The sequence below is a fragment of the Crenobacter caeni genome, from assembly GCF_010435965.1.
Lineage (GTDB): Bacteria > Pseudomonadota > Gammaproteobacteria > Burkholderiales > Chromobacteriaceae > Craterilacuibacter > Craterilacuibacter caeni.
In genome coordinates this window covers 1-24233 of the sequence record NZ_JAAGAA010000010.1, presented here as the reverse complement: position 1 = coordinate 24233, position 24233 = coordinate 1, and the positions used below count along the sequence as shown (strand labels likewise).

Here is a 24233-nt window from a genome sequence, read left to right as displayed (position 1 = left end):
GAGAACAACATGAGCGAACAGGACAAGCAGGCGGGCCTTGAGATGCGCACGCGGGTGATGGGGGAGGCGTTTGTCGCGCGCGCGATGGGCGGCGCCGACGCCTTCTCGCAGCCCCTGCAGGACTGGGTGAACGAGCACGCGTGGGGCAGCACCTGGCAGCGCGGCGGCATCGACCTCAAGACGCGCAGCCTGCTGACCTGCGCGATGCTCGCCGTGCTCGGGCGCAGCACCGAACTCAAGGGGCACCTGCGCGGCGCGCTGAACAACGGCGCCAGCCTCACCGAGATCCGCGAGGTGCTGCTGCACGCCGGCGTCTACGGCGGTGCGCCGGCGGCGGTCGAGGGCTTTCGCGTCGCCCGCGAGCTGATGGCGGAGATGGGGCTGGAGATGGTGGAGTAGGGGGGCGTAAGGTCGTGCGAGGTGGCGTGAGTAGATGTCGGATAGCCGGTGGGTTACGGCCTGCGGCCTAACCCACCCTACAGTGCGTGTGGTTGAATCTCCATGGCATGTAGCGCACGATGGTGCGTCCATCCACAAGGAGCAGAGCCCATGCCTACCATCACCCTGCGCGGCAACCCGGTCGAAGTGGCCGGCCAGTTGCCGGCCGTCGGCGCGAGCGCGCCGGCGTTGACGCTGACCGGTGCCGACCTCTCCGAGGTCACGCTCGCAAGCTTCGCCGGCAAGAAGATCCTCAACATCTTCCCGAGCGTCGACACGCCGACCTGCGCGCTGTCGGTGCGCAAGTTCAACGAGCAGGCCGCCGGGCGCGACGGCGTGACCGTGCTGTGCATCTCGGCCGATTTGCCGTTCGCGCAGAAGCGTTTCTGCGGCGCCGAGGGCATCGACGGCGTCGTCAACCTGTCGACCTTCCGCCACCCCGAGTTCCGCAAGGATTGGGGCGTCGAGTTCGCCAGCGGCCCGCTGGTCGGCCTGTGCGCGCGCGCGGTGGTGGTGCTCGGCGAAGACGACCGGGTGCTGTACAGCCAGTTGGTCGGCGAAGTGGGCGACGAGCCCGACTACGCTGCGGCGCTGGCGGTGCTGTAAACGGGGCGGCTGGCCGCGTCCGCCTGCCCGGGCGGCGCGTCCAGCCTGAACCAGCCAAGTTCGGCCAGCAGCGCGCCGGACGCGCGGTCGAGCTGTTCGAGCAGCGGGGCGATGCGGGCAAGATGGCCGGCGATGTCGCCGGCCTGCAGGGCGAGGTGCTCGCTGCGCTCGACGATCTGTCGGCCGCTCGCCTCCTGCTCTTCGGCCGCCTCGCCGATGTAGGCGACCTTGGCGGTGGCTTCGGCCAGCGCGGCGTCCACCGCGGCCAGGGTGTCGGCCTGCGCCTGCTGCGCTTGCCGGCTGTCGGCGCCGGTCGCAGCGGCGGCGCCCAGCGTGCCGCCAAGTGCCGCGGAGACCGTCTCGATTTCTTCCAGCGCACCCGCGATGCCGCAAGTGGCGTCGCGGGTGCGCTCGGCCAGTTTCCTCACCTCGTCGGCGACCACCGCGAAGCCGCGGCCGGCCTCGCCGGCGCGCGCCGCCTCGATCGCGGCGTTCAGCGCGAGCAGGTTGGTCTGGTCGGCGATGTCGCGGATCAGCGTGCTGACGCTGCGGATCTCGCCGCTGGCGCGGCCTAGCTCTGCCATATTGGCGCTCGCGCTGTCGACGCGGCCGAGCAGCTCGCTCATCTTGCGCGCACCGTCTTCGCAGGCGGCGCGCGCGCTGGCGCTGCGGCGGGCGACGTCGGCGGTGCCGGCCTCGATCACTTGCAGGTGGCGCGCGATGCCGGTGGCCGCAGTGTCGACGCGGCCGGCGGCTTCGCGCGACCCCTCGGCCGCCTCGGCCTGCGCCTCGCTGATGGCGATCGCCTGACGCGCCAGTTCACCGACGCGCGCGCTCTCCTCGGCGCCCTGTTCGGCCTGGCGGCGCACCCGTTCGAGCAGGGTGGCAAGCTTGTCGAGGAAGCGGTTGACGCCCTGCGCGGTGTGACTCAGTTCGTCGCGGCCGGTTTCGGGCAGGCGGGCCGACAGCCAGCCGTCGGCGAGCGCGGCAGCGGCGCGGTCGATCGCGGCGAGCCGGGCTTTCAGCCAGCGCGCCAACAGGCCCTGTGCGAGGAGGATCGCGCAGCCGGCGAGCGCGAGCGGGCCGAGCACCAGATACTGCATGCGTTCGAGCAAGGCGGTGACGCGTTCGCCTTCGCTGCGCTGTTGCTGCTGGCGGCGGGCGGTTTCGGCGTCGAGCGCGGCGACCAGCGGCACGAGGAAGCTGTCGTACGCGGCCTGTGGGATCGCCAGCGCGTCTTCCGGGGCGTCGGCGGCGATGCGGATCGCCGAGGCAAGCTGGGCTTGGTAGGCCTGCCAGTTCTTGTGGACGGCTTGCGTGAACGCGGGCCGGCTCTCGGCCGGCAGCGCCGCCTCGACCAGCGGCAGCGTCTGCCTGAACGCCATGTCGGCGCGCTCGAGGCGGCGTGCAGTGTCGTCGAGCAGGGGGTCGGCGCGCGCGAGCGACAGCGCCTCGCCCTTGAGTGCGTAAAGCGCGGTGACCGCGTCCTGATGCCGGCGCTGGGATTTCAGGTCGTCGACCGACGCGCCAAGCAGCGACGCGCTGACGGCGACGACCGCGAGCAGGCACAGCAGGGTGAACACGACGGACGCCCACAGGCGCTGGCTGATGGTCATGGACGGCTACCGTTCGGGAAACTGGACGGCAGCAGCTTAAACGGCGTCTGTTGCCGTTTTATGTCATGTCATCTTCGGCCAGGCTCACGCGGTGTTTGCCCATCAGCCGCACGTAGTGCTCGGCCGAGTACGCGAAGTAGGCGATCTCCTCGGCGCTTAACGGCCGCACCTTCTTCACCGGGTTGCCCAGATACAGGTGGCCGGACTCCAGCCGCTTGCCCGGCGGCACCAGCGAGCCGGCGCCGACCAGCACGTGCTTCTCGATATGCGCGCGGTCGAGCACGATGGTGCCGATGCCGATCAGGCATTCGTCCTCGATGGTGCAGCCGTGCAGCGTCACGTGGTGGCCAATGGTCACCCGGCGGCCGATGGTGAGCGGCGCGCCTTCTGGGTCGTCCGCCTTCTTGTGGCTGACGTGCAGCATCGCGAAGTCCTGCACATTGCTCGCCTCGCCGATGGTGATGCGGTTGACGTCGCCGCGCACCACCGCGCACGGCCATACCGACGCGCGCGCGGCCAGCGCCACCTCGCCGATCACGACTGCGGCCGGGTCGACCCACGCGGTCGGGTCGACGACCGGGGAGACGCCGTCGAAGGCACGGATATTGTGATTCATGGTCTTGTCCTCATCTGTCGCTTATCCGCGCCTATGATACAGGCGAGCCCCGACCAAGGATGACAAAACGATGAAAGACAACCCGCTGCTCGACTTCACCGGCCTGCCGCGTTTCAACGAGATCCGTGCCGAGCATGTCGCTCCCGCCATCGACCAGCTGCTGGACGAGGCGCGTGCCGCCGTGGCCCGCGTCACCGCCAACCCGGAGGCGCCGAGCTGGGACAACGTCGAAGGCCCGCTGACCGACGCCACCGAGCGGCTGGGTATCGCCTGGAACGCCGTCTACCACCTCAACAGCGTGCTCAATATGGAAGGCATGCGCGACGCGTTCAACGCGGCCTTGCCCAAGGTCACGCTGTTCGGCACCGAGCTTGGGCAGAACCTCGAATTGTTCGCCAAGTACCAGGCGCTGGCCGCACTGCCGGACTTTGCCGCGTGGCCGCAGGCGCGGCGCACCGTCGTCGAGCACGGCCTGCGCGATTTTCGCCTGTCCGGCGCCGAGCTGCCGGATGAAAAGAAGGCGCGCTACGTCGAGGTGTCGACCCGGATGTCCGAGCTGTCGGCCAAGTTCAGCGAGAACGTGCAGGACGCGACCGACGCCTGGGTGAAAATCATTGCCGATGAAGCAGAGCTTGCCGGCGTGCCGGACGACGCGCGCGCGATGTTCGCCGCGATGGCCGCAGCCGACGGCAAGGAGGGCTTCAAACTGACGCTGCAGTTCCCGTGTTACTTCCCGGTGATGCAGTACGCCGACAGCCGCGCGCTGCGCGCCGAGGTGTACGAGGCGTACGCCAAGCGCGCGTCCGAATTCGGCCCGGCGGCGCAGGACAACACCCCCATCATGCGCGAGAAGCTGAAACTGGCGCGCGAAGAAGCGCAGCTGCTGGGGTTCGCCTCGTACGCCGAGCTGTCGCTGGCGACCAAGATGGCCGAATCGCCCGAGCAGGTGATCGCCTTCCTGCGCGACCTCGCCCGCCGTGCCAAGCCTTACGCGGTCGCCGACCGCCAGGCGCTGGAAGCGTTCGCGCGCGAGTCGCTGGGGCTTAACACGCTCGAGGCGTGGGACATCGCCTACGCCAGCGAGAAGCTGCGCCAGGCGCGCTACGCCTTCTCCGACGAGGAGCTGCGCCAGTACTTCCCGGAAGGGCGCGTGCTCGAAGGCCTGTTCGGCGTGGTGCGCACGCTGTACGGCGTCGATATCCGCAAGGCCGACGCACCGGTGTGGCACGACGATGTGCGCTACTTCGAGATCGTGAAGGATGGAGAGCTCATCGGCGGCTTCTACCTCGACCTCTACGCACGCGAAGGCAAGCGCCCCGGCGCGTGGATGGCCGACGTGTTCGGCCGCCGCGCCAAGGGCGGTACGGTGCAAAAGCCGGTGGCCTTCCTTACCTGCAACTTCACGCGCCCGGTCGGCGACAAGCCCGCGCTGTTCACCCACGACGAGGTGATCACGCTGTTCCACGAGTTCGGCCACGGCCTGCACCACCTGCTCACCCGCGTCGACGAGCTGGGCGTATCGGGGATTTCCGGCGTCGAATGGGACGCGGTCGAACTGCCCAGCCAGTTCATGGAGAACTTCTGCTGGGAGTGGGACGTGCTGCAGGGGATGACCGCGCATGTGGACAGCGGCGAGCCGCTGCCCAAGGCGCTGTACGACAAGATGATCGCCGCCAAGAACTTCCAGAACGGCATGATGACGGTGCGCCAGCTCGAGTTCTCGCTGTTTGACATGCTGATGTACCACCAGATGGACCCGGACGGCGACTGGATGGCGCTGCTGGAGGCAGTGCGCGACGAGGTGGCGGTCAATCGCCCGCCGGCGTACAACCGCTTCCCGAATACCTTCAGCCATATCTTCGGCGGCGGTTACGCGGCCGGCTACTACAGCTACAAGTGGGCCGAGGTGCTGTCCGCCGACGCGTACGCTGCGTTCGAGGAAGCCGGCGGCGCCAACCCGGAAACCGGCGCGCGCTTCTGGAACGAGATCCTGGCGGTGGGCGGCTCGCGCCCGGCGCTCGAGTCGTTCCGCGCCTTCCGCGGCCGCGACCCTGAGATCGACGCGCTGCTGCGCCACGGCGGCATGGTCGAGGCCGTGCATTAAGCCAGGCGCGCTGCGCGCCAAGGCCGCCCGTTGCAACGGGCGGCCTTTTTTGTGCGCGCGCCTTATGCAGGCGAAGCACAAAGACTGGCTCTATCTTGTAATGGTCATGAATTGCTACGGGGCAGGACCATGGATAGCCAGCACAGCGGGGAAACGCTGCACCGCAGCCTGGAGGCGCGTCACCTGACCATGATCGCGATCGGCGGCGCGATCGGCACCGGGCTGTTCGTCGCCTCCGGCGCGTCGGTCGCGCAGGCGGGCCCGGGCGGCGCGACGCTGGCCTACCTGGTCATCGGGATGATGGTGTTCTTCCTGATGACGGGGCTGGGCGAGATGGCGGCGTACATGCCCGAGTCCGGCTCGTTCACCCTCTACAGCGAACGCTTCGTCGATCCGGCGTTCGGCTTCGCGCAGGGCTGGAACTACTGGTTCAACTGGGCGGTGACCATCGCCGTCGAGCTGACCGCCGCGCAGATCGTGATGGCGTTCTGGTTTCCCGACGTGCCCGGTATCTGGTGGAGCGCGCTGTTTCTCGGCCTTTTCGTGCTGCTCAACGTGATCTCGGTGCGCGGCTTCGGCGAGGGCGAGTACTGGTTCGCGATGATCAAGGTGATCGCGGTGGTGGTGTTCCTGATCACCGGCACCGGCATGGTGTTCGGCGCGTGGGGCGACAACCCGCACCCGGGCTTCGGCAACCTGACGGTGGGCGACGCGCCCTTCGTCGGGGGCTTGGGTGCGATCATCGGCGTCGCCATGATCGCCGGCTTCTCCTTCCAGGGGACCGAGCTGGTCGGCGTGACCGCCGGCGAGGCGCAGAACCCCGAGAAGACCATCCCGCACGCGATCAAGCAGATCTTCTGGCGGATCCTGATCTTCTACGTGCTGTCGATCTTCCTGATCGGCGTGTTGCTGCCCTACAACGACCCGCGCCTGTTGCAGACCGGCGTGAAGGACATCGCGGTGTCGCCGTTCACGCTGGTGCTCGAGGAGACCGGCGTGAAGGCGGCCGCGTCGCTGATGAACGCGGTGATCCTGACCGCCATTCTGTCGGCCGGCAACTCGGGGATGTACGCGTCGACCCGTACCCTGTATTCGATGGCGCAGATGGGGCAGGCGCCCAAGATTTTCGGCCGGGTCAGCAAGGGCGGGGTACCGGTGGCGGCCTTGCTCCTGACCACCGCGGTTGGCGCACTGTGTTTCGTCTCCTCGCTGTTCGGCGACCAGACCGTCTACCTGTGGCTGGTCAACCTGTCCGGCCTGTGCGGCTTCATCGCGTGGCTGGGCATCGCCATCTCTCACTACCGCTTCCGCAAGGGCTTTGTCGCGCAGGGCCGCTCGCTGTCCGAACTGCCGTACCACGCGAGCTTCTTTCCGTTCGGCCCGCTGTTCGCTTTCGCGCTGTGCCTGGTCGTGATGCTCGGCCAGAACTACGAGGCGTTCTTCGCCCGGGACATCCCGTGGGCGAGCGTGGCGGCGACCTATATCGGCATCCCGGTGTTCCTGGCGATCTGGCTGGGTTACCGCTGGCGCCACAAGACCCGTTTCGTCCGCCTGGACGAGATGCAGTTTCCGTCCAGAAACGTGCAGGAAGGCGACAGTCGCACGAGCTGAAGCGGAATTTGGTTGCGAAAACGCAACCCTTCGTTTGCAGGAAGCCAACACGGCAACTAGAACGAAGCAACCAAGGTAGCGGACGTTCCTCTCCAATGACGACCGCTTTGCCGTTCATGCACACACCCGAGGAGTATTCAGATGGCCCGACAGATTACCAATTCGATCGCGATGGTCCGCCCGATTGCCTTCTACTTCAACGAAGAGACGGCGGCCAACGACTTCTTCCAGAAGAACCTCGGCGAAAAGCGCGACGTGGTGCAGGCGAAGGCGCTGATCGAATTCGACGGTTTCGTCGACAAGTTGCGCGAGAAGGGGATCACCGTCAACGTGATCCAGGACGACGACTCGGTGTTCTATACGCCTGACAGCATCTTCCCGAACAACTGGTTCGTGTCGCTGGAAGACAACAAGCTGGTGTTGTGCCCGATGTTCGCCAAGGACCGCCGCACCGAACGCACCAAGTTCCTCGGCAGCCTGATCGCCGCGATCGGCAAGGACACGCTCGAGATCCACGATTACACCAAGTACGAGGCCGAGGGACGCTTCCTCGAAGGCACCGGCGCGATGATCCTCGACCGCGTCAACAAGAAGGCGTACTGCTGCCTGTCCGAGCGCGCCGACGAGGGCCTGTTCCGCCAGTTCTGCGCGGACTTCGGCTTCAAGCCGGTGCCCTTCCACGGCTTCCAGACCTACCGCGAGCAGCGCGTGCCGATCTACCACACCAACGTGATGATGGCGCTGGGCGAGAAATTCGCCGTGGTCTGCCTGTCGGCGATCGACGACGAGAAGGAGCGCCAGGCGGTGGTCGACGAGCTGACCGAAAGCGGCAAGGAAATCCTCGACGTCTCCGAGGACGAGATCGATAACTTCGCGGGCAACGAGATCGAGCTGGAAGGCGCCGACGGCAAACGCTACACGGTGATGACGCACTCGACCTTCAACGTGCTGACCGACGAGCAAAAGGCGGTGATCCAGAAGTCGAGCGAAATCCTGATCGGCGACGTGCACACCATCGAGACCTACGGCGGCGGCTCGGTGCGCTGCATGATTTCCGAGCTGTATTGAACGGTATCGCCCCCGCCGCCCTGGTCAGGCGGCGGGGGCTGTGCATCGTTGCAAACCAGACGACCACCAGGAGAAGGCGATGAACAGGAAATGGCTGGCCTTGGCGATCGCGGCGCTGCCTGCCGCGGCGATGGCCGAAGTCGAGATCTACGGCAAGATGACCGGCGAGATCGCACGCAACAAGACGGCGACGGCGACTTACCCGGACTACCAGATCGGACAGGGGAAACTGGGCCCGTTCGGCGCGACGACGCAGGTTGACAGCGCGTCCGGCGTCAACTCGCATATCGGCTTTCGCGGCAGCGAGGCGCTGGGCAATGGCCTGAAGGCGATCTGGCAGGTCGAGCAGGGCATCGACTTCACCAACGGCGGCGAGGGCAATACCTTCGCGACCCGCGACAGCTTCGTCGGTCTCGCGTCCGACGACTGGGGTTCGGTCAAGCTTGGCCGCATCAGCACCTTCCAGAACTCGAACATGGAGTACGTCGACCCGTGGACGTACAACGCCGACACCCACGTCAACGGCAGCAGCATCTTCACCCGCACCGACGGCCGGGTCGACAGCGCGATCCGCTACGACAGCCCGACGCTGCTGGGCGGCCTCAACTTCGCGCTCCTGTACGGCTTCAACGAGCCGGGTGATGGCCAGCCCAAGCAGAACACCTTCAACTTCGGCGTGTCGTACAACTGGGGTCCGTTCACCGCGGCGTACAGCTACCTGAACTACCAGAACAACAACACGTTCACCAATGCGGCAGGGGATTCTGTTGGTGGAGGGGGCGACTCTCCTGCGCTGGGACAGCGCTTCGAAGCCATGTATAGCGAAGGGCCGTTGTATCTGGCTGCCGGTTATCAGGAAACGCATGGTTACGGCAGCAACTTGTGGCCGGGTGCCAATCCTTCCTTCGACAACCTGACGGTGGTCGGACAGACGCCGGATAGCCTGTTGGGCAAGAACTTCAAGACCAAGGAAGCCGAGCTGACCGCGTCGTACAGCCTCGGCAATTTCACGCCGCGCATCACCTACGCTTACGGCTGGGACGTCAAGGCCAACGGCACCAAGCTGGCCGATACCGGCTATTCGCAGTGGGTGGTCGGCACCGACTACCAGATCTCCAAGCGCACCATGAGCTACGTGTCGTACGGCCGCGTCAAGTACGACCAGAACGTGCCGTTTGACAGCGGCAGCGGTAACGACAACGAGTACACCTTCGGCGTCGGCCTGTCGCATTCGTTCTGAGCGTTTTTGCAGCCAGGCAGGGCCGCCCGCGGGCGGCCTTTTTCATGCCGGCGCGCGCTCTTCGATGGTACGATGCCCGCCGTCCGCTCCAACAAGGAAATCCCGATGCAACTGGCGACGTGGAACGTCAACTCGCTCAAAGTGCGGCTGCCGCAGGTGCTCTCCTGGCTCGCCGAAAACCCGGTCGACGTGCTGTGCCTGCAGGAACTCAAGCTCGAACAGGACAAGTTCCCGCTCGCCGAGATCGAGGCCGCCGGCTACCGCGCGGCTTGGCTCGGGCAGAAGACGTATAACGGCGTCGCCATCCTGGTGAAAGCGGGGCGCTCGCTCGATGACGTGGTGACCGGCATGCCCGGCTTTGATGACGTGCAAAGCCGGGTGATCGCGGCGACGGTCGACGGCGTACGCGTGGTGTGCGCGTACTTCGTCAACGGCGAGGCGGTCGACTCGCCCAAGTACGCGTACAAGCTTGAGTGGCTCGCCGCGCTCGAGGCTTATGTAGGCAATGAAATGGCACGCTACGCTGCGTTCGCGCTGCTGGGCGACTACAACATCGCGCCCGAGGACATCGACGTGTACGACGCCGACGCCTGGCGGGACAAGGTGCTGTGCTCGGCGCCCGAGCGCGCGGCGTTCGGCCGCCTGCTGGCGCTGGGGCTCTCCGACGCGTTCCGCCTGTTCAACCGGGAAGAGAAGCAGTACAGCTGGTGGGACTACCGCGCGATGATGTTCCGCCGCAATCTCGGCCTGCGCATCGACCATATCCTGGTCAGCGACGCCCTGCGTGCGTGCGCGACGGCGTGCGTGATCGACAAGGTACCGCGCAAGTGGGAGCGCCCGTCGGACCATACGCCGGTGGTGCTGACCTTGTCGGCGGCCGCGTTTGCGCAGGATCAATAGTTTTTGCTACTTAACTTGGCCTCGGCGGATGACTGGGGGATGATACGCGGCGACTGAATCCTCCGGGGACGCCGTGGACTACGCTTTCGACAACCGCCTCGACTTCACGCTGTTCGACAAGCTGCAGGACCAGCAGCACAGCGACCCGCATTTCCATCCGTATTCACAACTGGTGTTTCCGCGCACCGAGGGGGTGACTGTCGCCATCGGCAGCGCGCCTCCGTTCGAGTTGCCCGCCGACGGCGTGCTGCTGCTCTCTCCCTTCGTGCGCCACCAGGTCGACGTCAACCGGCCGGACGCGCGTTGGGACTCGCTGTCGGTCAACCACCAGCGGCTCGGCCACGAGTTCTTCGACTCGCACTACCTGACGCCGATCCGCGAGCTGCTGCGCGAGGGGCAGGCCGGCCTGCTGTTTACCGGCGGTACCGCGATGCACGCGCGGCGCGAGTTCTTCATCATCCGCAACCGTTACCGGATGGAGTACCTGATCGCGATCCTGCAGATCCTGCACGTGCTCTCGTGCGCGAAGGAGTGGACGCCGCTGGCGGCCGAGCAGGAGCACCCGGTCGACAAGCGGGACATCCAGCTGTGCCTGACCATCAGCGAGCATATCCGCAACAAGCTCTCCGAGCCGCACGACATCGCCAGCGCCGCGTCGCTCGTCTACATGTCGGAGTCGAGCTTCTCGCGCTTTTTCAAGCGCTTCTTCGGCAAACCCTACCACGCCTACCTGATCGACAAGAAGCTCGAGGCGGCGTGCCACCTCTTGTACACCACGCGGCTGCCGATCCAGGAGATCGCCGACCGGCTGGCCTTCCATTCGGCGTCGCACTTCGCGATGACCTTCAAGCGGCACAAGGGCATGACGCCCGGCGAGTTCCGCAACCAGCAGCTCGACAACTGATACGGAAAAGCCCTCCGGCAGGAGGGCTTGTCGGTGCTTGTCAGGGAGGGCTTAGTACCACTCGATACCGGGCTTCTCGGTCGAGATCACGGTACCGGCTTCGCCGGCGACGATCTTGGCGATGTCTTCCAGCGCGCCGATCACGGCCTTCTTGCCGGTCAGGCGGGCGAATTCGCACGCGGCTTCCACTTTCGGGCCCATCGAGCCGGCGGCAAAGCCGAGCTTTTCGATTTCGTCCGGGTGGGCATGTTTGATGGCCTTGGCTTCCGGCGTGCCCCAGCCGACGAACACGGTCGGCACGTCGGTGGCGATCACGAAGTAGTCGGCGTCGACTTCACGCGCGAGCAGGCAGGACGCCAGGTCCTTGTCGATCACCGCTTCCACGCCGACCAGCTGGTCGCCGTCGTACATGGTCGGGATGCCGCCGCCGCCGGCCGCGATCACCACCGCGCCTTTTTCGATCAGCCACTTGATCGGGCGCATTTCGAAGATGCGCTTCGGTTTCGGGCTCGGCACCACGCGGCGGAAGTACTGGCCGTCGGCCTTCACCGTCCAGCCCTTGTCGGCGGCCAGCTTTTCGGCTTCTTCCTTGGTGTACACCGGGCCGACGAACTTGGTCGGGTTGGCGAATGCCGGGTCGGCCGGGTCGACTTCGGTCTGGGTCAGGATGGTCGCGAACGGCACTTCGAACGGCAGCTCGTTGCCCATTTCCTGTTCGATCATGTAGCCGATCATGCCTTCGGTCTGCGCGCCGAGCACGTCCAGCGGGTAGGGCGTGACCTTGCCGTCGACGTGGCGGGCGTAGGCGTCGTTCTGCAGGCCCAACAGGCCAACCTGCGGACCGTTGCCGTGGCACATCACCAGGTTGTGGCCGAGCTTGGTCACTTCGGACAGCTGCTTGGCGGCGACCTTGACGTTGTTGCGCTGGTTCTCGGCGGTCATCGGCTCGCCGCGCTTTTGCAGGGCGTTGCCGCCCAGGGCTACTACTACTCGCATGGAACTTCCTTGGAAAAATGAAGGCGCCGCAATGCGGCGCACGGGACTCGAAAGGGGTGCAGGCAGTCTAGAGGCAATCGGCGCGCCGGCTGTGTCGGCAAACGCCAATCGATTGTCCCTGCGTGCCAGGGCCGGCCAGGCCGGCCCCGTGCCTTGCCTTACTGGTCGCCCAGCGTGGCGACCATCACGGCCTTGATGGTGTGCATGCGGTTCTCGGCCTGTTCGAAGGCGACGTTGGCGCCGCTTTCGAACACGTCCTCGGTCACTTCGATACCGTTGGCGAATTGCGGGTACTGCTTGGCGATATCGGCGCCGACGGTGGTCTGGCTGTTGTGGAAGGCCGGCAGGCAGTGCATGAACTTGGCCTGTTCACCTGCGACCGCCATCAGTTCCTTGTTGACCTGGAACGGCGAGAGCAGGGCGATGCGCTCGTCCCACACTTCCTTGGGTTCGCCCATCGACACCCACACGTCGGTGTGGATGAAGTCGGCGCCCTTGACCGCTTCTTCGGGCACGTCGGTCAGCGTCAGGCGCGCGCCGGTCTGGGCGGCGATCTGGCGGCATTCCTCGATCAGCGCGGCTTCCGGCCACAGCTGGGTCGGCGCGCCGATGCGCACGTCCATGCCCAGCTTGCAGCCGACCACCATCAGCGAGCGCGCCATGTTGAAGCGGGCGTCGCCGACGTAGGCGTAGGCGATCTGGCTCAAGGGCTTGTCGCTCTCTTCGATCATGGTCAGCACGTCGGCCAGCATCTGGGTCGGGTGCCATTCGTCGGTCAGGCCGTTGTACACCGGCACGCCGGCGTAGTCGGCCAGTTCCTGCACCACGTCCTGCTTGAAGCCGCGGTATTCGATCGCGTCGTACATGCGGCCGAGCACGCGGGCGGTGTCTTTCATCGATTCCTTGTGACCGATCTGCGAGCCGGACGGGCCGAGGTAGGTCACGTGGGCGCCCTGGTCGTAGGCAGCCACTTCGAACGCGCAGCGGGTGCGGGTCGAGGTCTTCTCGAAGATCAGCGCGATGTTCTTGCCCTTCAGGTGCTGCTCTTCGCAACCGGCGTACTTGGCACGCTTCAGGTCACGCGACAGGTCGAGCAGGTAGCGGATTTCACGCGGGGCGAAGTCGAGCAGTTTCAGGTAGCTGCGGTTTTTCAGGTTGAAGGCCATTTTGCTTTTCTCTTTGATCTTGGATGGGCGAGCGGGCGCCGGGAATAAAAAACGGTACCGGCAACGGCAGGTGGCTTGATCACAGGAGGAGAACGTTTCTTGCTGCCTGTCCTGCACGTCTGGTTGCGCCGGTACCGGGTTAAGCGGGGCGGCCCCTCGGGGCCGCCTGTCAGGGTTTACACGCGGGTGACGTCGTCGAAGTCCTGCACCGGGAAGTAGTCTTCACAGGTGCCTTCGCGGTAGACGTCGGCGGTCGAGCAGTGCAGGCCGCCACCGAAGGCGTACGCGTCGCGGAAGTGGATCGGGATCACGTTCATGCCCAGCTTGTCCATCTGCTCGAGCTGGTTGGTCTCGGACGCTTCGACGATGACGGTCTTGTGGTCGAGGACCAGGCAGTTCATCGACAGCCACACCGAGCTGTAGCACAGCGGCGGCGGTTCCTTGTGGGCGGGCATCGCCGCGTCGACGATCTGCCAGTCGTTCTTCTCGAAGATCTTGCGCTGGGCTTCAGGCAGCTTGCGGTGCGGGTTGTTGATGATCAGGCCCGGACGCAGCGGCACGAAGGTCGCGTCGATGTGGATCGGGTACGGGTCGCCCGGGAAGTTGACGGCGTGGATGCGGAAGTCGGGGTACTTGCGCTTGAACCACTCCATCGCCTTGCGGTTGGTGGTCAGGCCGTGCTGGATGAAGAGGTCCTTGCCCAGACGCAGCACGTCGGCGGCGTCGAACAGGATTTCTTCTTCGGTGGTCACGAAGTCCTTGTTGGCGGTGCGCACCAGACGCTCTTCGAGGGAGATCCGCTCGTCGTAGTAGTTGTGCTTGTACGACTTGTCGGACAGGCGCGGACGCGGAGCCTGGCTCCACAGGAATTCCGGGTCTTCGTTGAAGTACTGGGAGAGCAGCGGGCGGAAGGCCAGGTATTCCCAGTAGCGGCAGCGGAAGGACATGGCCGCTTCGATGATCTCGTTACCGATGGTGAGCAGGGTGTCGCGCGGCGGCATGCAGGTCATCATCGAGCCGGTGCGGAAGTCCGGGGTGATGACGGGCTGGTTCCACTGCAGCGGGCTCGGACGGTCGACCTTGACGCCGCGCTCTTCCAGCACGCGGGCCAAGTTGTCGAGCTGGGCGTTGGCCTTCTCGACGGTTTCCAGCGGACGGGGGCCCCACATGCCGCGCATCGGGCTGTCGATCGGTACCTTTTCGGAAGTTGCCGGTTCTTCCGGCGGCACGCAGCTGTGGTCGGCGCGGCCGACGATCACGTGCTTGAGCGGGTCGAAGTCGTTCCAGGAGTTGACGATCTTGGTCATGGTGAATGCCCTCGTTTTGGTAATTCGGTGTGGATTGCTTGGACGTATTTGTACGCCTGTGAGGGGGCTTGGGCATTCCAAAAAAACATTGCGTGCTATCAAAAAACAGTCATCCCCGTGTGCATGAAATTCGTTTTTCATACCGCGGTCGCGGCTAGACAAAAACATGTCAACGGCTATCAAAATCCGGTCGGCGTGGCGCGTGTCTTTCGGTTTGTCTGGTCGGGGCCGGGCGGCAGGCGCAGCCGCTGCGCATGCTTGCGGCCTCGTGTGTCGTGCACCGTGCCGGTCGGGCCGCGTTTTCCGGGGGGCGGAGGCAAGAAAAACCCGGCCACGCGGGCCGGGTTGGAGGGATGGGCGGGCGGCTGCGCTATTCGTCGGCCAGCGCCTCGTGCGCGGTCTCGTGGATCATCAGCATCGCGCACAGCGCGACGACGGCCGCACCCACCAGATACCACGCCGGTGCGGTCTTGCTGCCGGTGACGCTGATCAGCCAGGTCGCGATGAACGGCGCAGTGCCGCCGAACAGCGCGTTGGCCGAGTTGAAGCTGAACGCGAAGCCGCTGTAGCGCACCTTGGTCGGGAAGATCTCGGACAGGAAACACGCCAGCGTGCCGTCGTTCATGGTCAAGAGCGCGCCGAACGCGATCTGGATCAGCAGGATGGTCGCGAAGCTCGCGCCGTCGAGCAGGGCGAACAGCGGCACCGTCAGCACGATGAAGGCGAGCGACGCGGCGATCAGCATGGTCTTGCGGCCGAAGCGGTCGGACAGCGTGCCCATCAGGAAGATGAAGAAGATGTAGGTGGCAAGCGATACGGTCGACGCGAGGAAGGAGTCGGTCTCGTTCATGCCGAGCTCGGCCGACAGGTAGGTCGGCATGTAGCTCAGGATCAGGTAGAACGCGACCGCGTTCAGGCAGGTCACGCCGAAGGCGATGACGACCTTCATCCGGTAGCGGCCCATCAGCTCGCGGATCGGCACCTTGTTGGCCGCTTCCTTCTTCTCCATGTTCTGCTCCATCTGGCGGAACTTGGGGGTGTCTTCCAGGTGCAGCCGGATATAGCGGCCGATCAGGCCGAACGGCGCGGCCAACAGGAAGGGCAGGCGCCAGCCCCAGCTGTGCAGCTCGTCATGCGACAGCGTCGCGTGCAGCAAGGCGACGAACAGCGCGCCGAACAGCAGCCCGGCGGCGGTGCTCGCCGGCACGATGCTGGTGTACAGGCCGCGTTTGCCGTCCGGTGCGTATTCGGCAAGGAAGGCCGCGGCACCGGCGTACTCGCCGGCGGCAGAGAAGCCCTGCACCAGGCGGATGATCAGCAGCAGGATGGGGGCGAGCATGCCGACCTGCGCGTAGGTCGGCAAGAAGGCGATGCAGAAGGTCGCGCCGGACATGATCAGGATCGACAGCGACAGCGCGGTGCGCCGGCCTATCCTGTCGCCCAGATGGCCCCAGATGATGCCGCCGAGCGGGCGCACGATGAAGGAGATGGCGAATACCGCGAAGGCGGCCATCAGGCCGCTGGTCTTGTCGGCCTCGGGGAAGAACACCACCGCGATGATCGCGGCGAGGTAGCCGTAGGCGGCGTAGTCGAACCACTCGACGAAGTTGCCGATAAAGCTGGCGATGGCGGCGCGCCGCAACGCATGGTCGTCGTGCGCACTGTCGACGGGGCCGGGAGAGGCAGGGTAATGCAGGGTCTTGCTACTCATGCTGTGCTCCTCAATGCAATGCTGAATAGGCAAGAGGCGCGCACCTTGGACGGGTTGCACCTCACGCAATGGCTCCGGGCAGAAGCGATTGCGTCAGGTGTCGGGGCTCGTCCGCATGAAAGCGAGTGAAGGCATTTTAAGCTGATTGGCTGACTATGCCAACATGCTGCCCCGAAAAAAAGCCCGGCCGCTTGGGCCGGGCTTGGGTGGTGCGGATCAGACGCGGGTGACGTCTTCGAAGTCCTGATTCGGGAAGTAGTCGAGGCAGGTGCCTTCGCGGTAGACGTCAGCGGTCGAGCAGTGCAGGCCACCGCCGAAGGCGTACGCGTCGCGGAAGTGGATCGGGATCACGTTCATGCCCAGTTTGTCCATCTGCTCGAGCTGGTTGGTCTCGGACGCTTCGACGATGACGGTCTTGTGGTCGAGGACCAGGCAGTTCATCGACAGCCACACCGAGCTGTAGCACAGCGGCGGCGGTTCCTTGTGGGCGGGCATCGCCGCGTCGACGATCTGCCAGTCGTTCTTCTCGAAGATCTTGCGCTGGGCTTCAGGCAGCTTGCGATGCGGGTTGTTGATGATCAGGCCCGGGCGCAGCGGCACGAAGGTCGCGTCGATGTGGATCGGGTACGGGTCGCCCGGGAAGTTCACCGCGTGGATGCGGAAGTCGGGGTACTTGCGCTTGAACCACTCCATCGCCTTGCGGTTGGTGGTCAGACCGTGCTGGATGAAGAGGTCCTTGCCCAGGCGCAGCACGTCGGCGGCGTCGAACAGGATTTCTTCTTCGGTGGTCACGAAGTCCTTGTTGGCGGTGCGCACCAGACGCTCTTCCAGCGAGATCCGCTCATCGTAGTAGTTGTGCTTGTACGACTTGTCGGACAGGCGCGGACGCGGAGCCTGGCTCCACAGGAATTCCGGGTCTTCGTTGAAGTACTGCGACAGCAGCGGGCGGAAGGCCAGGTATTCCCAGTAGCGGCAGCGGAAGGACATCGCCGCTTCGATGATTTCGTTACCGATGGTGAGCAGGGTGTCGCGCGGCGGCATGCAGGTCATCATCGAGCCGGTGCGGAAGTCCGGGGTGATGACGGGCTGGTTCCACTGCAGCGGGCTCGGACGGTCGACCTTGACGCCGCGCTCTTCCAGTACGCGGGCCAGGTTGTCGAGCTGGGCGTTGGCCTTCTCGACGGTTTCCAGCGGACGGGGGCCCCACATGCCGCGCATCGGGCTGTCGATCGGTACCTTTTCGGAAGTTGCCGGTTCTTCCGGCGGCACGCAGCTATGGTCGGCGCGGCCGACGATCACGTGCTTGAGCGGGTCGAAGTCGTTCCAGGAGTTGACGATCTTGGTCATGGTGAATGCCCTCGTTTTAGTAATTCGGGATGAATTGCTTGGACGTATTTGTACGCCCATTAGAGAGTTCGAACATTCCAAAAAAGAATCATGCGGTGTCAAAAAAATGGCAACTTCCTGACGAAGTGGTCGCGTTCCGCCTTATGGGCGTTGTGCCATGCAAATTGTGATCAAAACCTGTCAAAAAATAGCTATTCCTATGGGCGGCCGTCGGAAAAACACCCGACGAGCGCCGGGCACTTGTGTGACCCAGGCTCTTTCTTTCATGTTTGGTGGTCGGTCGGAAACGAAAAGGCGCAGCCCGCCTCAGGCGGCCTGTTCGCGGTACTGGCTGGGGGTCTGTTTGAAGTGGGCGCGGAAGGCGCGCGTGAAGTGCGAGGGAGAGGAAAAGCCCAGAGCGTCTGAAATGCCCTGGATGCTCTCGTCACTGTGGCGGAGCCGCATGCAAGCCATATTGATCCGCTTGCCGACCAGCCACTGGTGATAGGGCTGGTTGAAATGCTTCTTGAACAGGCGGTGGAAGGTCGAGCGCGACATATGGAAGCGTTCGGCCAGTTCCTCGATGCCCAAATTTAGCGCCGGGTCGGCTTCCACCATCTCATTGAGTTCGGCGCACAGGTCGAACTCACGGGTCCGCTTGCGTTTGAGCGTGTGGTTCTGGTCGCCGTCCGGCGTGCAGGCCGCGATCTTGCGGACGATGTGGATGATGCGGCTGAAGTTGTCGAGCGTGAATTCGTTGTCGACCGCGTTGCAGATGGTGCCGATATCGGCCGCGGCTTCCTTGAGCAGGATGCGTCCTTCACCTGCGCTACGGTAGAAGGCGTCAAGGTCGGCGCTGTAGGGCGTTTGCGCGAACATCATGTGCAGGCGCTGGATATTGACCTTTAGCGAAGTCCAGGTCGCTTGCGGCGCATCCGAATACAGGCGGTGGCGCACGCCGGAGGGAATCAGCAGGACTTCGCCGGGATAGGTGATGAAGCTGTCGTTCAGCTCAAGCCGGCCCTGGATCGGGTGTTCATGCGGAATGACCAACTCGGTGCACGAATGGAAATGTCCGTGCCCGGGGCGTTGCTGCGACTTGTAGAAAAACACGACCTCATTTTCGGGGTGGAATGCGTATTTCATTTCGAGCTCGATCCCCTGCGGGTGGTGGGTCTGTCCGCTTGTCCATCTTTGACTGCGCGCGCCGGTAACGGGTCCAGGCGGGAGACTGAATGGGTTATGCGGTTATTTTTATCAAAGATTGATAGCGTGCGCAATCTGCATATGTTTATTGTATGCAGCGCAAACCGTCAGACATGTCCGCCGCGTCTTTTAATCACGCGACAACCAGGCTAGTGCCTGACACGAATCGACCAGCAGAGGCGGAAAAGACCGATGCCTTGACATGTTTGTACCAGCGGATGCGCCAACTTTGAGAGTTTCTACAAGCTTTTGCGGATTAAATGGCGACACGCGACAAGGAAAGGCTGGGTGGTTCCCGGCCGGCACCGCAGCCTTCCCTCCGTCGTTTTCAGGGGACGAACATGAGTGAAAAATCGATCAAACTGAAGGGTTTCGCCTTCATGTTTCTTTCATCGAGCTTGATGGGCGGTATTGGCGCCTTTGCCCGCTACATCAATACCAGCGGGGACGTGATTTCCTTCTCGCGCAACTTTTCGGGCGTGGTGTGCATGATCCTGATCCTGCTGGTCACCCGCAGGTTCGGTGCGGTGCGCGACACCCGCTTCTCGGCCGGCATGCTGTTCTCCGGCATCTTCCTCGGCCTGTTGTCGATGCTGTACGTGATGTCGACACAGATGACGACGCTCTCCAACGCGGCCTTCCTGATCTATACCGGCCCGATCTACTCGACGCTGCTGGCGACCTGGCTACTCAAGGAGCCCTTTACCAAGGGCACCGCGCTGATGCTGACAGCCGTGTTCTTCGGCTGCCTGATGATCATCGGCATCATCAACTACACGCCCGAGACCGGGGTGGTGATCGGCCTCGACCTTGATCCCAAGTACACCGCAGGCAATCTGGTTGCGCTGCTCTCCGGCGTCGCCTACGGCCTGTTCCTGTTCGTCAGCCGCTACCGCTCCGACGTATCCGGCGATGTGCGCGCCTTCTACAACTTCATCTTCGCTTCGCTGACAATCGGCGTGTTCATCATGATGTGGCAGCCCGACATGTCGCGCATGGACGCCAGTTCGTGGATGTGGCTGGTCAGCGCGGCCGTGATCACCGGCTTTGGCGCCTTCTTCCTGCTGACTGTCGCCGCCAAGTACCTGATGGCGAGCGAACTGGCCTGCATCTCCTACCAGGAAACCATCATGGCGACCCTGCTGGGCATCGCCTTCTTCAGCGAACCCTTATCGATGATGCAGGGCGTGGGCGGGGCGCTGATCGTCGCCGGCGGCGTAGGCCAGATCTTCTTCAGCACCCGCACCGTGAAGGTCGAGGAACTGCCGGAGAAAGCGCGCGGCCACCAGGTGCATATCGAAGAAGTCAAACCCTTGTAAAGCATCGCAAGCCAACACTGACGGAGACTGATCATGAAATCCAGCGTACACATGTATGAGCTCGACAGTTTCACCTACCGCAAGCTGGCCTGCGAGCGCAACAAGGTCCTGATGCTGCCGGTCGGCGCGGTCGAACAGCACGGCCCGCACATGTCGATGAATGTCGACGTGCTGTTGCCGACCAAGGTGGCCGAAGTGGTGGCCGCCAGGATCGGCGCGCTGGTCGCGCCACCAATGATGTTCGGCTACAAGTCGCAGCAGCGTTCGGGGGGCGGCAACCATATCTGCGGCACGACCAGCCTGGACGGACACACCCTGACCGACGTCGCCAAGACGCTGATCAAGGAGTATGTGCGCCACGGCTTCCGCCGCTTCGTGCTGGTCAACGGCCATTACGAGAACAACTACTTCCTGATCGAGGGCATCGACCTTGCGCTGCGCGAGCTGCGCTGGGAGGGCATCGACGACGCCAAGGTGATCCTGTTGTCGTACTGGGACTTCGTGAACCAGCAGACCATCGAGCGGCTGTACCCGGAGGGCTTCACCGGTTGGGACCTGGAGCACGGTGGCGTGCTCGAGACCTCGCTGATGCTGCACCTCTACCCGGAACTGGTCGACATGTCGCGTGTGCAAGACCTGGACCCGGCGGTGCTCCCCAATTACGACGTCTACCCGGTCAAGCCCGAGCTGACGCCGCCTTCCGGCTGCCTCTCATCCGCGGCCAAGGCCAGCAGGGAAAAGGGCAAGCTGCTGCTGGACGTGTGCGTGGAGGGGATCAGCCACGCGATCGACAAGGAGTTTGCCTTGGCGTAGCCAATGGAAGGGGCCGGAAACACCGGCCCCTTCCGCTTGATAGGGAGTACCGTGATGGAACTTGCCTCCAACCTGCCCCCCAGGCGGGCAATGCTCAACCAGAGTCTGTTCATACGCCTGCTGTGCTGCCTGGCCATCGCACTGGTCATCGGCGCCGCGTTGGTCGAACCGCAGGCCGCCGCCCGTGCCATCGATGCGGCGCGCACCTTCGTCACCCGCTATTTCACCTGGTACTACGCCCTGCTGGCGACCCTGGCGCTGGCCACCTGCCTGTGGCTGGCTGGCGGGCGTTACGGACGGATCGTCATCGGCGGGGCCGGCGCCCGGCCGGCCTACGGGCGTTTTGCGTGGTATTCGATGCTGTTTGCCTGCGGCCAGGGCGTCGGCCTGATCTTCTGGAGTGTTGCCGAGCCGGTGATGCTGCTGTCCGGCTCGCCGCTGGCACAGGCCGACCTCGGCACAAGGCTTGGCATGGCGATGTCGTGGTCGTATTTCCACTGGTCTATCCATGCGTGGGCAATCTACTGCGTGGTCGCGGTCGCGCTGGCCTATTTCGGCTACAACCTCGGGCGGCCGGCGACGTTCCGCGACGCCTGCCGGGAGTGCCTGCCGCGCGCATTCGCTTCGTCCGCTGCCGTGCTGGTCGAGAGCCTTGCCATTCTGGCGACTGTACTTGGCCTGTCGACCTCGTTCGGCTTTGCGGCGATCCAGTTCATTTCCGGCCTCGATACCCTGCTGGGCGCCGGCAATACGCCGCTGCTGCGCGCTGTGGTCGTGCTGGCGCTGACCCTGCTGACGGCCGCCTCGGTGTTTGTCGGCGTCAACAAGGGCATGAAGCTGATCAGCGAGTTCAATACCATGCTCAGTCTCGTCCTGATGGGTGCGGTATTCGTCATGGGGCCGACCGTCTTCATCTTGTCGCTGCTGCTCGACAGCCTGGGCCACTACCTGCCCAATCTGCTACGCATGGGGCTGTGGAGCGAAACCGCCACCCAACTGGGTGAGGTGGGGGACTGGCGCGAGAGCTGGAGCGGCTGGTGGACGGTCTTCATCTGGAGCTGGACGCTGTCCTTTTCGCCTTTTGTCGGCGCCTTTATCGCGCGCATCTCACACGGGCGAACGCTGCGCGAATTCGTGTTGGGCGTGGTGCTGGTACCGTCACTGATCGTCATCGTGTGGATCTCCATCATGGGCGGGGCGGCGCTCCATCAGGAGCTGACCCAGGGCGGTGCCATCGGACAGGCGGTTTCCAGCGATGTCTCGCAGGGCTTGTTCGCGCTGATCGACGGCCTGGGCCTGGCCGGCTTCGGCAAGTTGCTGTTGTCGGTGGCGACCTTGCTGGTTGCGACCTACTTCGTGACCTCGCTGGACTCGGGGGTGCATGCCTTGTCGGGCTTCGCCTCGGATAGCAGTAAACCCTCCACCGCCTTCCGCGTGCTGCTCACGCTCGCGATCGGCACGGTCACCCTGGTGCTGCTGACGCTGGGCGGGGAGGATGCCCTGTCGACGGTGCAGACGGCCGCCATCTTGGGGGCGCTACCGTTCTCGTTGATCTGCCTGATGCTGGTCGTCAATTTCGTACGGCAGCTGGGTAGGGAGCCTCGGCCATGAGGATGCCCGCACAATCGCTGTCGCCGCTGCTGGGCGAGACCGGCTGCGGGTATCCCTACACCGCGGAACAGGAACGGGCGCTTGCGCTGGGCGTCTTGCGTTTGGCGCTGGCCCGGGTATGCGCGGACTTGCCTGCCCTTGGCGCTCAGTGGGAGGCAGAGGTTTTGCAGGTGAAAAAAGACTGGCGCAGGGTGTGGCACCCGCTGCCGCGCCGCCGGGCGCTGTGCCGGGTGCGCCTGTCTCCGCGTGTGCCGCTGGCCGAACTGACCCTCTGTTACGCCTACCCGGAGGGCTGCTCGGTGGAGGAGGCGGTGACCGGAGCGCGGGTGCGCGAGGGGGCTGAGACGCTGGCCGGGCTGCTTGCCAGAGCGCGGGTGACGGCGGATGCGTAAGCGGGGCAGGGCGCTGAGCGCAACACGGAAAAAAGGCGGCCGGATGGCCGCCTGCGGGCAGGGAGGTGCAGGGGCTTACAGCGCGCCCATCGCGTCGGCCTGCTTGTCGGTCTTCTTCAGCGATTTGCCGAGCATGCTGATGACTACTTCGCTCATGCCGCCGATGATGATCAGTGCGCCGCCGATCATCTGGCCGCTGGAGAGCGGTTCGCCGTAGAACAGCAGGCCGACGAACAGAGCGGCGACCACGCACTCCCAGTAGGACACGCAGGCAAATTCGGCGGCCTTCAGGTGACGGGTGGCGATGGTGCAGGTGCCCAGCGCGCCGAAGCCGCACACGATGCCGATGCCGATCCACCACATCCAGTCGGTCGACGTCATCTGCGAGATGGTCGGCTTGGTGAAGATGAAGAGGATGGTGATGCCGGCCAGCGCGAACACGAAGTTCCAGAAGGCGCGCACGTCGCCCGGCACTTCGGTGCGATAGCGGCCGAGGAACAGGAACAGGCCGTAACCGACGCCGGAGTACAGACCCATCATGTCGCCGAAGAAGGTTTCCTGCGAGAACTCCATGCCGAAGCTCAGGCCGTTCGGGCCGACCGACATCAGGCCGGAAATCATCATCATGCCGATGAACACGGCGACCAGCGCGAACCAGGTGGCAGGCTTCATCTTCTCCTTGAGGAAGATCACGGCGAGCAGGGTCGAGATGATCGGGCCGATATAGATGAAGAACACCGCGTTGGCGATCGAGGTGTGCTGGGTGGCCGTGATGTACGCGGACAGGCAGTTACCCATGAAGAAGCCGGACAGGATCATGGGGATCGACAGTTTGTAGGCGAGCAGTTCCTTGATTCGACCCTTGTAGGCGAGGATGCCGAAGAACAGGATGGCACCGCACATCATGCGCGAGAAGGCGATGAAGTCGCCCTGCGCGTCGATGTGGCGGGCGAAGAAGCCGACGAAGCCCATCAGGGTGGCGGCGGTAAAGGCGTTGATGAAGCCTAGCTTCTTGTTGAACTCGGGGGCGGGAGTGGTCATGGTGAGACTCCTGGATGGGGTGATCCTTCAAAAAGGCCCGGCCGTTGCGGCCGGGCCTTGTTAGGGTCAGACGCGGGTGACGTCTTCGAAGCCCTGGTTCGGGAAGTAGTCGAGGCAGGTGCCTTCGCGGTAGACGTCGGCGGTCGAGCAGTGCAGGCCGCCACCGAAGGCGTACGCGTCGCGGAAGTGGATCGGGATCACGTTCATGCCCAGCTTGTCCATCTGCTCGAGCTGGTTGGTCT

21 protein-coding genes are annotated in these 24233 nt (G+C 64.4%); 12 read left to right on the top strand and 9 right to left on the bottom strand.

Annotated features, from left to right (window positions below):
• Positions 1-9: 9 nt before the first annotated feature.
• Together GZH52_RS11475 and tpx are read left to right on the top strand one after the other, a co-directional pair.
• Positions 10-399 carry a carboxymuconolactone decarboxylase family protein gene (locus GZH52_RS11475; RefSeq protein WP_163316606.1) on the top strand — a complete coding sequence of 130 codons (390 nt, stop codon included), beginning with the start codon at positions 10-12 and terminating at the stop codon, positions 397-399.
• A gap of 150 nt (positions 400-549) precedes the next feature.
• The gene (tpx, locus tag GZH52_RS11470; RefSeq protein ID WP_163316605.1) at positions 550-1044 is read left to right on the top strand and encodes a thiol peroxidase; all 495 of its coding nucleotides are present in this window, start codon (positions 550-552) and stop codon (positions 1042-1044) included.
• On the opposite strand, the gene GZH52_RS11465 is transcribed toward tpx, so the two are convergent.
• Positions 1017-2660, bottom strand: coding sequence for a methyl-accepting chemotaxis protein (locus tag GZH52_RS11465; RefSeq protein ID WP_163316604.1), 1644 nt, complete (start codon positions 2658-2660; stop codon positions 1017-1019). The genes tpx and GZH52_RS11465 overlap by 28 nt on opposite strands.
• A 58-nt stretch (positions 2661-2718) precedes the next feature.
• Positions 2719-3276: a gamma carbonic anhydrase family protein gene (locus tag GZH52_RS11460; protein WP_163316603.1), complete on the bottom strand. Its 558-nt coding sequence runs from the start codon at positions 3274-3276 to the stop codon at positions 2719-2721.
• Positions 3277-3346: 70 nt separating this feature from the next.
• Between GZH52_RS11460 and GZH52_RS11455 the strand changes: the two genes are divergently transcribed.
• The 6 genes from GZH52_RS11455 to GZH52_RS17050 all read left to right on the top strand — a co-directional run bounded on the left by GZH52_RS11455 (position 3347) and on the right by GZH52_RS17050 (position 11103).
• A complete protein-coding gene (locus GZH52_RS11455) occupies positions 3347-5380 on the top strand; it encodes a M3 family metallopeptidase (protein WP_163316602.1) in 2034 nt (677 codons plus the stop codon).
• A gap of 129 nt (positions 5381-5509) precedes the next feature.
• Entirely contained in the window at positions 5510-6991 is a 1482-nt protein-coding gene (locus tag GZH52_RS11450) for an amino acid permease (RefSeq protein ID WP_163316601.1), read from the top strand.
• A gap of 141 nt (positions 6992-7132) precedes the next feature.
• Entirely contained in the window at positions 7133-8059 is a 927-nt protein-coding gene (gene ctlX / locus GZH52_RS11445; protein ID WP_163316600.1) for a citrulline utilization hydrolase CtlX, read from the top strand.
• 79 nt (positions 8060-8138) lie between these two features.
• Positions 8139-9299 (top strand): porin, encoded by a 1161-nt coding sequence (locus GZH52_RS11440; RefSeq protein ID WP_163316599.1) that lies wholly within the window; start codon positions 8139-8141, stop codon positions 9297-9299.
• A gap of 105 nt (positions 9300-9404) precedes the next feature.
• The gene (xth, locus tag GZH52_RS11435; RefSeq protein ID WP_163316598.1) at positions 9405-10199 is read left to right on the top strand and encodes an exodeoxyribonuclease III; all 795 of its coding nucleotides are present in this window, start codon (positions 9405-9407) and stop codon (positions 10197-10199) included.
• A 73-nt stretch (positions 10200-10272) separates the two neighbouring features.
• The gene (locus tag GZH52_RS17050) at positions 10273-11103 is read left to right on the top strand and encodes a helix-turn-helix domain-containing protein (RefSeq protein ID WP_163316597.1); all 831 of its coding nucleotides are present in this window, start codon (positions 10273-10275) and stop codon (positions 11101-11103) included.
• Between the two features lie 51 nt (positions 11104-11154).
• Here GZH52_RS17050 and arcC read toward each other — a convergent pair whose 3' ends face one another.
• The 6 genes from arcC to GZH52_RS11400 all read right to left on the bottom strand — a co-directional run bounded on the left by arcC (position 11155) and on the right by GZH52_RS11400 (position 18755).
• Complete coding sequence (arcC, locus tag GZH52_RS11425) at positions 11155-12099, bottom strand: carbamate kinase (protein ID WP_163316596.1); 945 nt, start codon at positions 12097-12099, stop codon at positions 11155-11157.
• A gap of 158 nt (positions 12100-12257) precedes the next feature.
• Complete coding sequence (locus GZH52_RS11420) at positions 12258-13265, bottom strand: ornithine carbamoyltransferase (protein ID WP_163316595.1); 1008 nt, start codon at positions 13263-13265, stop codon at positions 12258-12260.
• Between the two features lie 176 nt (positions 13266-13441).
• Positions 13442-14572, bottom strand: coding sequence for a serine/threonine protein kinase (locus GZH52_RS11415; protein ID WP_163316594.1), 1131 nt, complete (start codon positions 14570-14572; stop codon positions 13442-13444).
• A 370-nt stretch (positions 14573-14942) separates the two neighbouring features.
• Positions 14943-16283, bottom strand: coding sequence for an MFS transporter (locus GZH52_RS11410; protein ID WP_163316593.1), 1341 nt, complete (start codon positions 16281-16283; stop codon positions 14943-14945).
• Between the two features lie 216 nt (positions 16284-16499).
• Complete coding sequence (locus tag GZH52_RS11405) at positions 16500-17630, bottom strand: serine/threonine protein kinase (RefSeq protein ID WP_163316592.1); 1131 nt, start codon at positions 17628-17630, stop codon at positions 16500-16502.
• A gap of 306 nt (positions 17631-17936) precedes the next feature.
• Complete coding sequence (locus tag GZH52_RS11400; RefSeq protein WP_163316591.1) at positions 17937-18755, bottom strand: AraC family transcriptional regulator; 819 nt, start codon at positions 18753-18755, stop codon at positions 17937-17939.
• 401 nt (positions 18756-19156) lie between these two features.
• Here GZH52_RS11400 and GZH52_RS11395 point away from each other — a divergent pair, with 401 nt between their 5' ends.
• The 4 genes from GZH52_RS11395 to GZH52_RS11380 all read left to right on the top strand — a co-directional run bounded on the left by GZH52_RS11395 (position 19157) and on the right by GZH52_RS11380 (position 22950).
• Positions 19157-20134 (top strand): DMT family transporter, encoded by a 978-nt coding sequence (locus GZH52_RS11395; RefSeq protein ID WP_203525732.1) that lies wholly within the window; start codon positions 19157-19159, stop codon positions 20132-20134.
• Positions 20135-20167: 33 nt separating this feature from the next.
• Positions 20168-20947 carry a creatininase gene (locus GZH52_RS11390; RefSeq protein ID WP_163316590.1) on the top strand — a complete coding sequence of 260 codons (780 nt, stop codon included), beginning with the start codon at positions 20168-20170 and terminating at the stop codon, positions 20945-20947.
• A 54-nt stretch (positions 20948-21001) separates the two neighbouring features.
• Entirely contained in the window at positions 21002-22558 is a 1557-nt protein-coding gene (locus tag GZH52_RS11385; protein ID WP_163316589.1) for a BCCT family transporter, read from the top strand.
• Between the two features lie 170 nt (positions 22559-22728).
• Complete coding sequence (locus GZH52_RS11380) at positions 22729-22950, top strand: hypothetical protein (RefSeq protein WP_163316588.1); 222 nt, start codon at positions 22729-22731, stop codon at positions 22948-22950.
• A gap of 75 nt (positions 22951-23025) precedes the next feature.
• On the opposite strand, the gene GZH52_RS11375 is transcribed toward GZH52_RS11380, so the two are convergent.
• Complete coding sequence (locus GZH52_RS11375) at positions 23026-23991, bottom strand: DMT family transporter (protein ID WP_163316587.1); 966 nt, start codon at positions 23989-23991, stop codon at positions 23026-23028.
• Between the last annotated feature and the right edge of the window lie 242 nt (positions 23992-24233).

Coding starts and splice junctions, on each gene's coding strand:
- GZH52_RS11475 (WP_163316606.1), top strand. CDS start 10: ATGAGCGAACAGGACAAGCAGGCGGGCCTTGAGATGCGCACGCGGGTG.
- tpx (WP_163316605.1), top strand. CDS start 550: ATGCCTACCATCACCCTGCGCGGCAACCCGGTCGAAGTGGCCGGCCAG.
- GZH52_RS11465 (WP_163316604.1), bottom strand. CDS start 2,660: ATGACCATCAGCCAGCGCCTGTGGGCGTCCGTCGTGTTCACCCTGCTG.
- GZH52_RS11460 (WP_163316603.1), bottom strand. CDS start 3,276: ATGAATCACAATATCCGTGCCTTCGACGGCGTCTCCCCGGTCGTCGAC.
- GZH52_RS11455 (WP_163316602.1), top strand. CDS start 3,347: ATGAAAGACAACCCGCTGCTCGACTTCACCGGCCTGCCGCGTTTCAAC.
- GZH52_RS11450 (WP_163316601.1), top strand. CDS start 5,510: ATGGATAGCCAGCACAGCGGGGAAACGCTGCACCGCAGCCTGGAGGCG.
- ctlX (WP_163316600.1), top strand. CDS start 7,133: ATGGCCCGACAGATTACCAATTCGATCGCGATGGTCCGCCCGATTGCC.
- GZH52_RS11440 (WP_163316599.1), top strand. CDS start 8,139: ATGAACAGGAAATGGCTGGCCTTGGCGATCGCGGCGCTGCCTGCCGCG.
- xth (WP_163316598.1), top strand. CDS start 9,405: ATGCAACTGGCGACGTGGAACGTCAACTCGCTCAAAGTGCGGCTGCCG.
- arcC (WP_163316596.1), bottom strand. CDS start 12,099: ATGCGAGTAGTAGTAGCCCTGGGCGGCAACGCCCTGCAAAAGCGCGGC.
- GZH52_RS11420 (WP_163316595.1), bottom strand. CDS start 13,265: ATGGCCTTCAACCTGAAAAACCGCAGCTACCTGAAACTGCTCGACTTC.
- GZH52_RS11415 (WP_163316594.1), bottom strand. CDS start 14,572: ATGACCAAGATCGTCAACTCCTGGAACGACTTCGACCCGCTCAAGCAC.
- GZH52_RS11410 (WP_163316593.1), bottom strand. CDS start 16,283: ATGAGTAGCAAGACCCTGCATTACCCTGCCTCTCCCGGCCCCGTCGAC.
- GZH52_RS11405 (WP_163316592.1), bottom strand. CDS start 17,630: ATGACCAAGATCGTCAACTCCTGGAACGACTTCGACCCGCTCAAGCAC.
- GZH52_RS11400 (WP_163316591.1), bottom strand. CDS start 18,755: ATGAAATACGCATTCCACCCCGAAAATGAGGTCGTGTTTTTCTACAAG.
- GZH52_RS11395 (WP_203525732.1), top strand. CDS start 19,157: ATGAGTGAAAAATCGATCAAACTGAAGGGTTTCGCCTTCATGTTTCTT.
- GZH52_RS11390 (WP_163316590.1), top strand. CDS start 20,168: ATGAAATCCAGCGTACACATGTATGAGCTCGACAGTTTCACCTACCGC.
- GZH52_RS11385 (WP_163316589.1), top strand. CDS start 21,002: ATGGAACTTGCCTCCAACCTGCCCCCCAGGCGGGCAATGCTCAACCAG.
- GZH52_RS11375 (WP_163316587.1), bottom strand. CDS start 23,991: ATGACCACTCCCGCCCCCGAGTTCAACAAGAAGCTAGGCTTCATCAAC.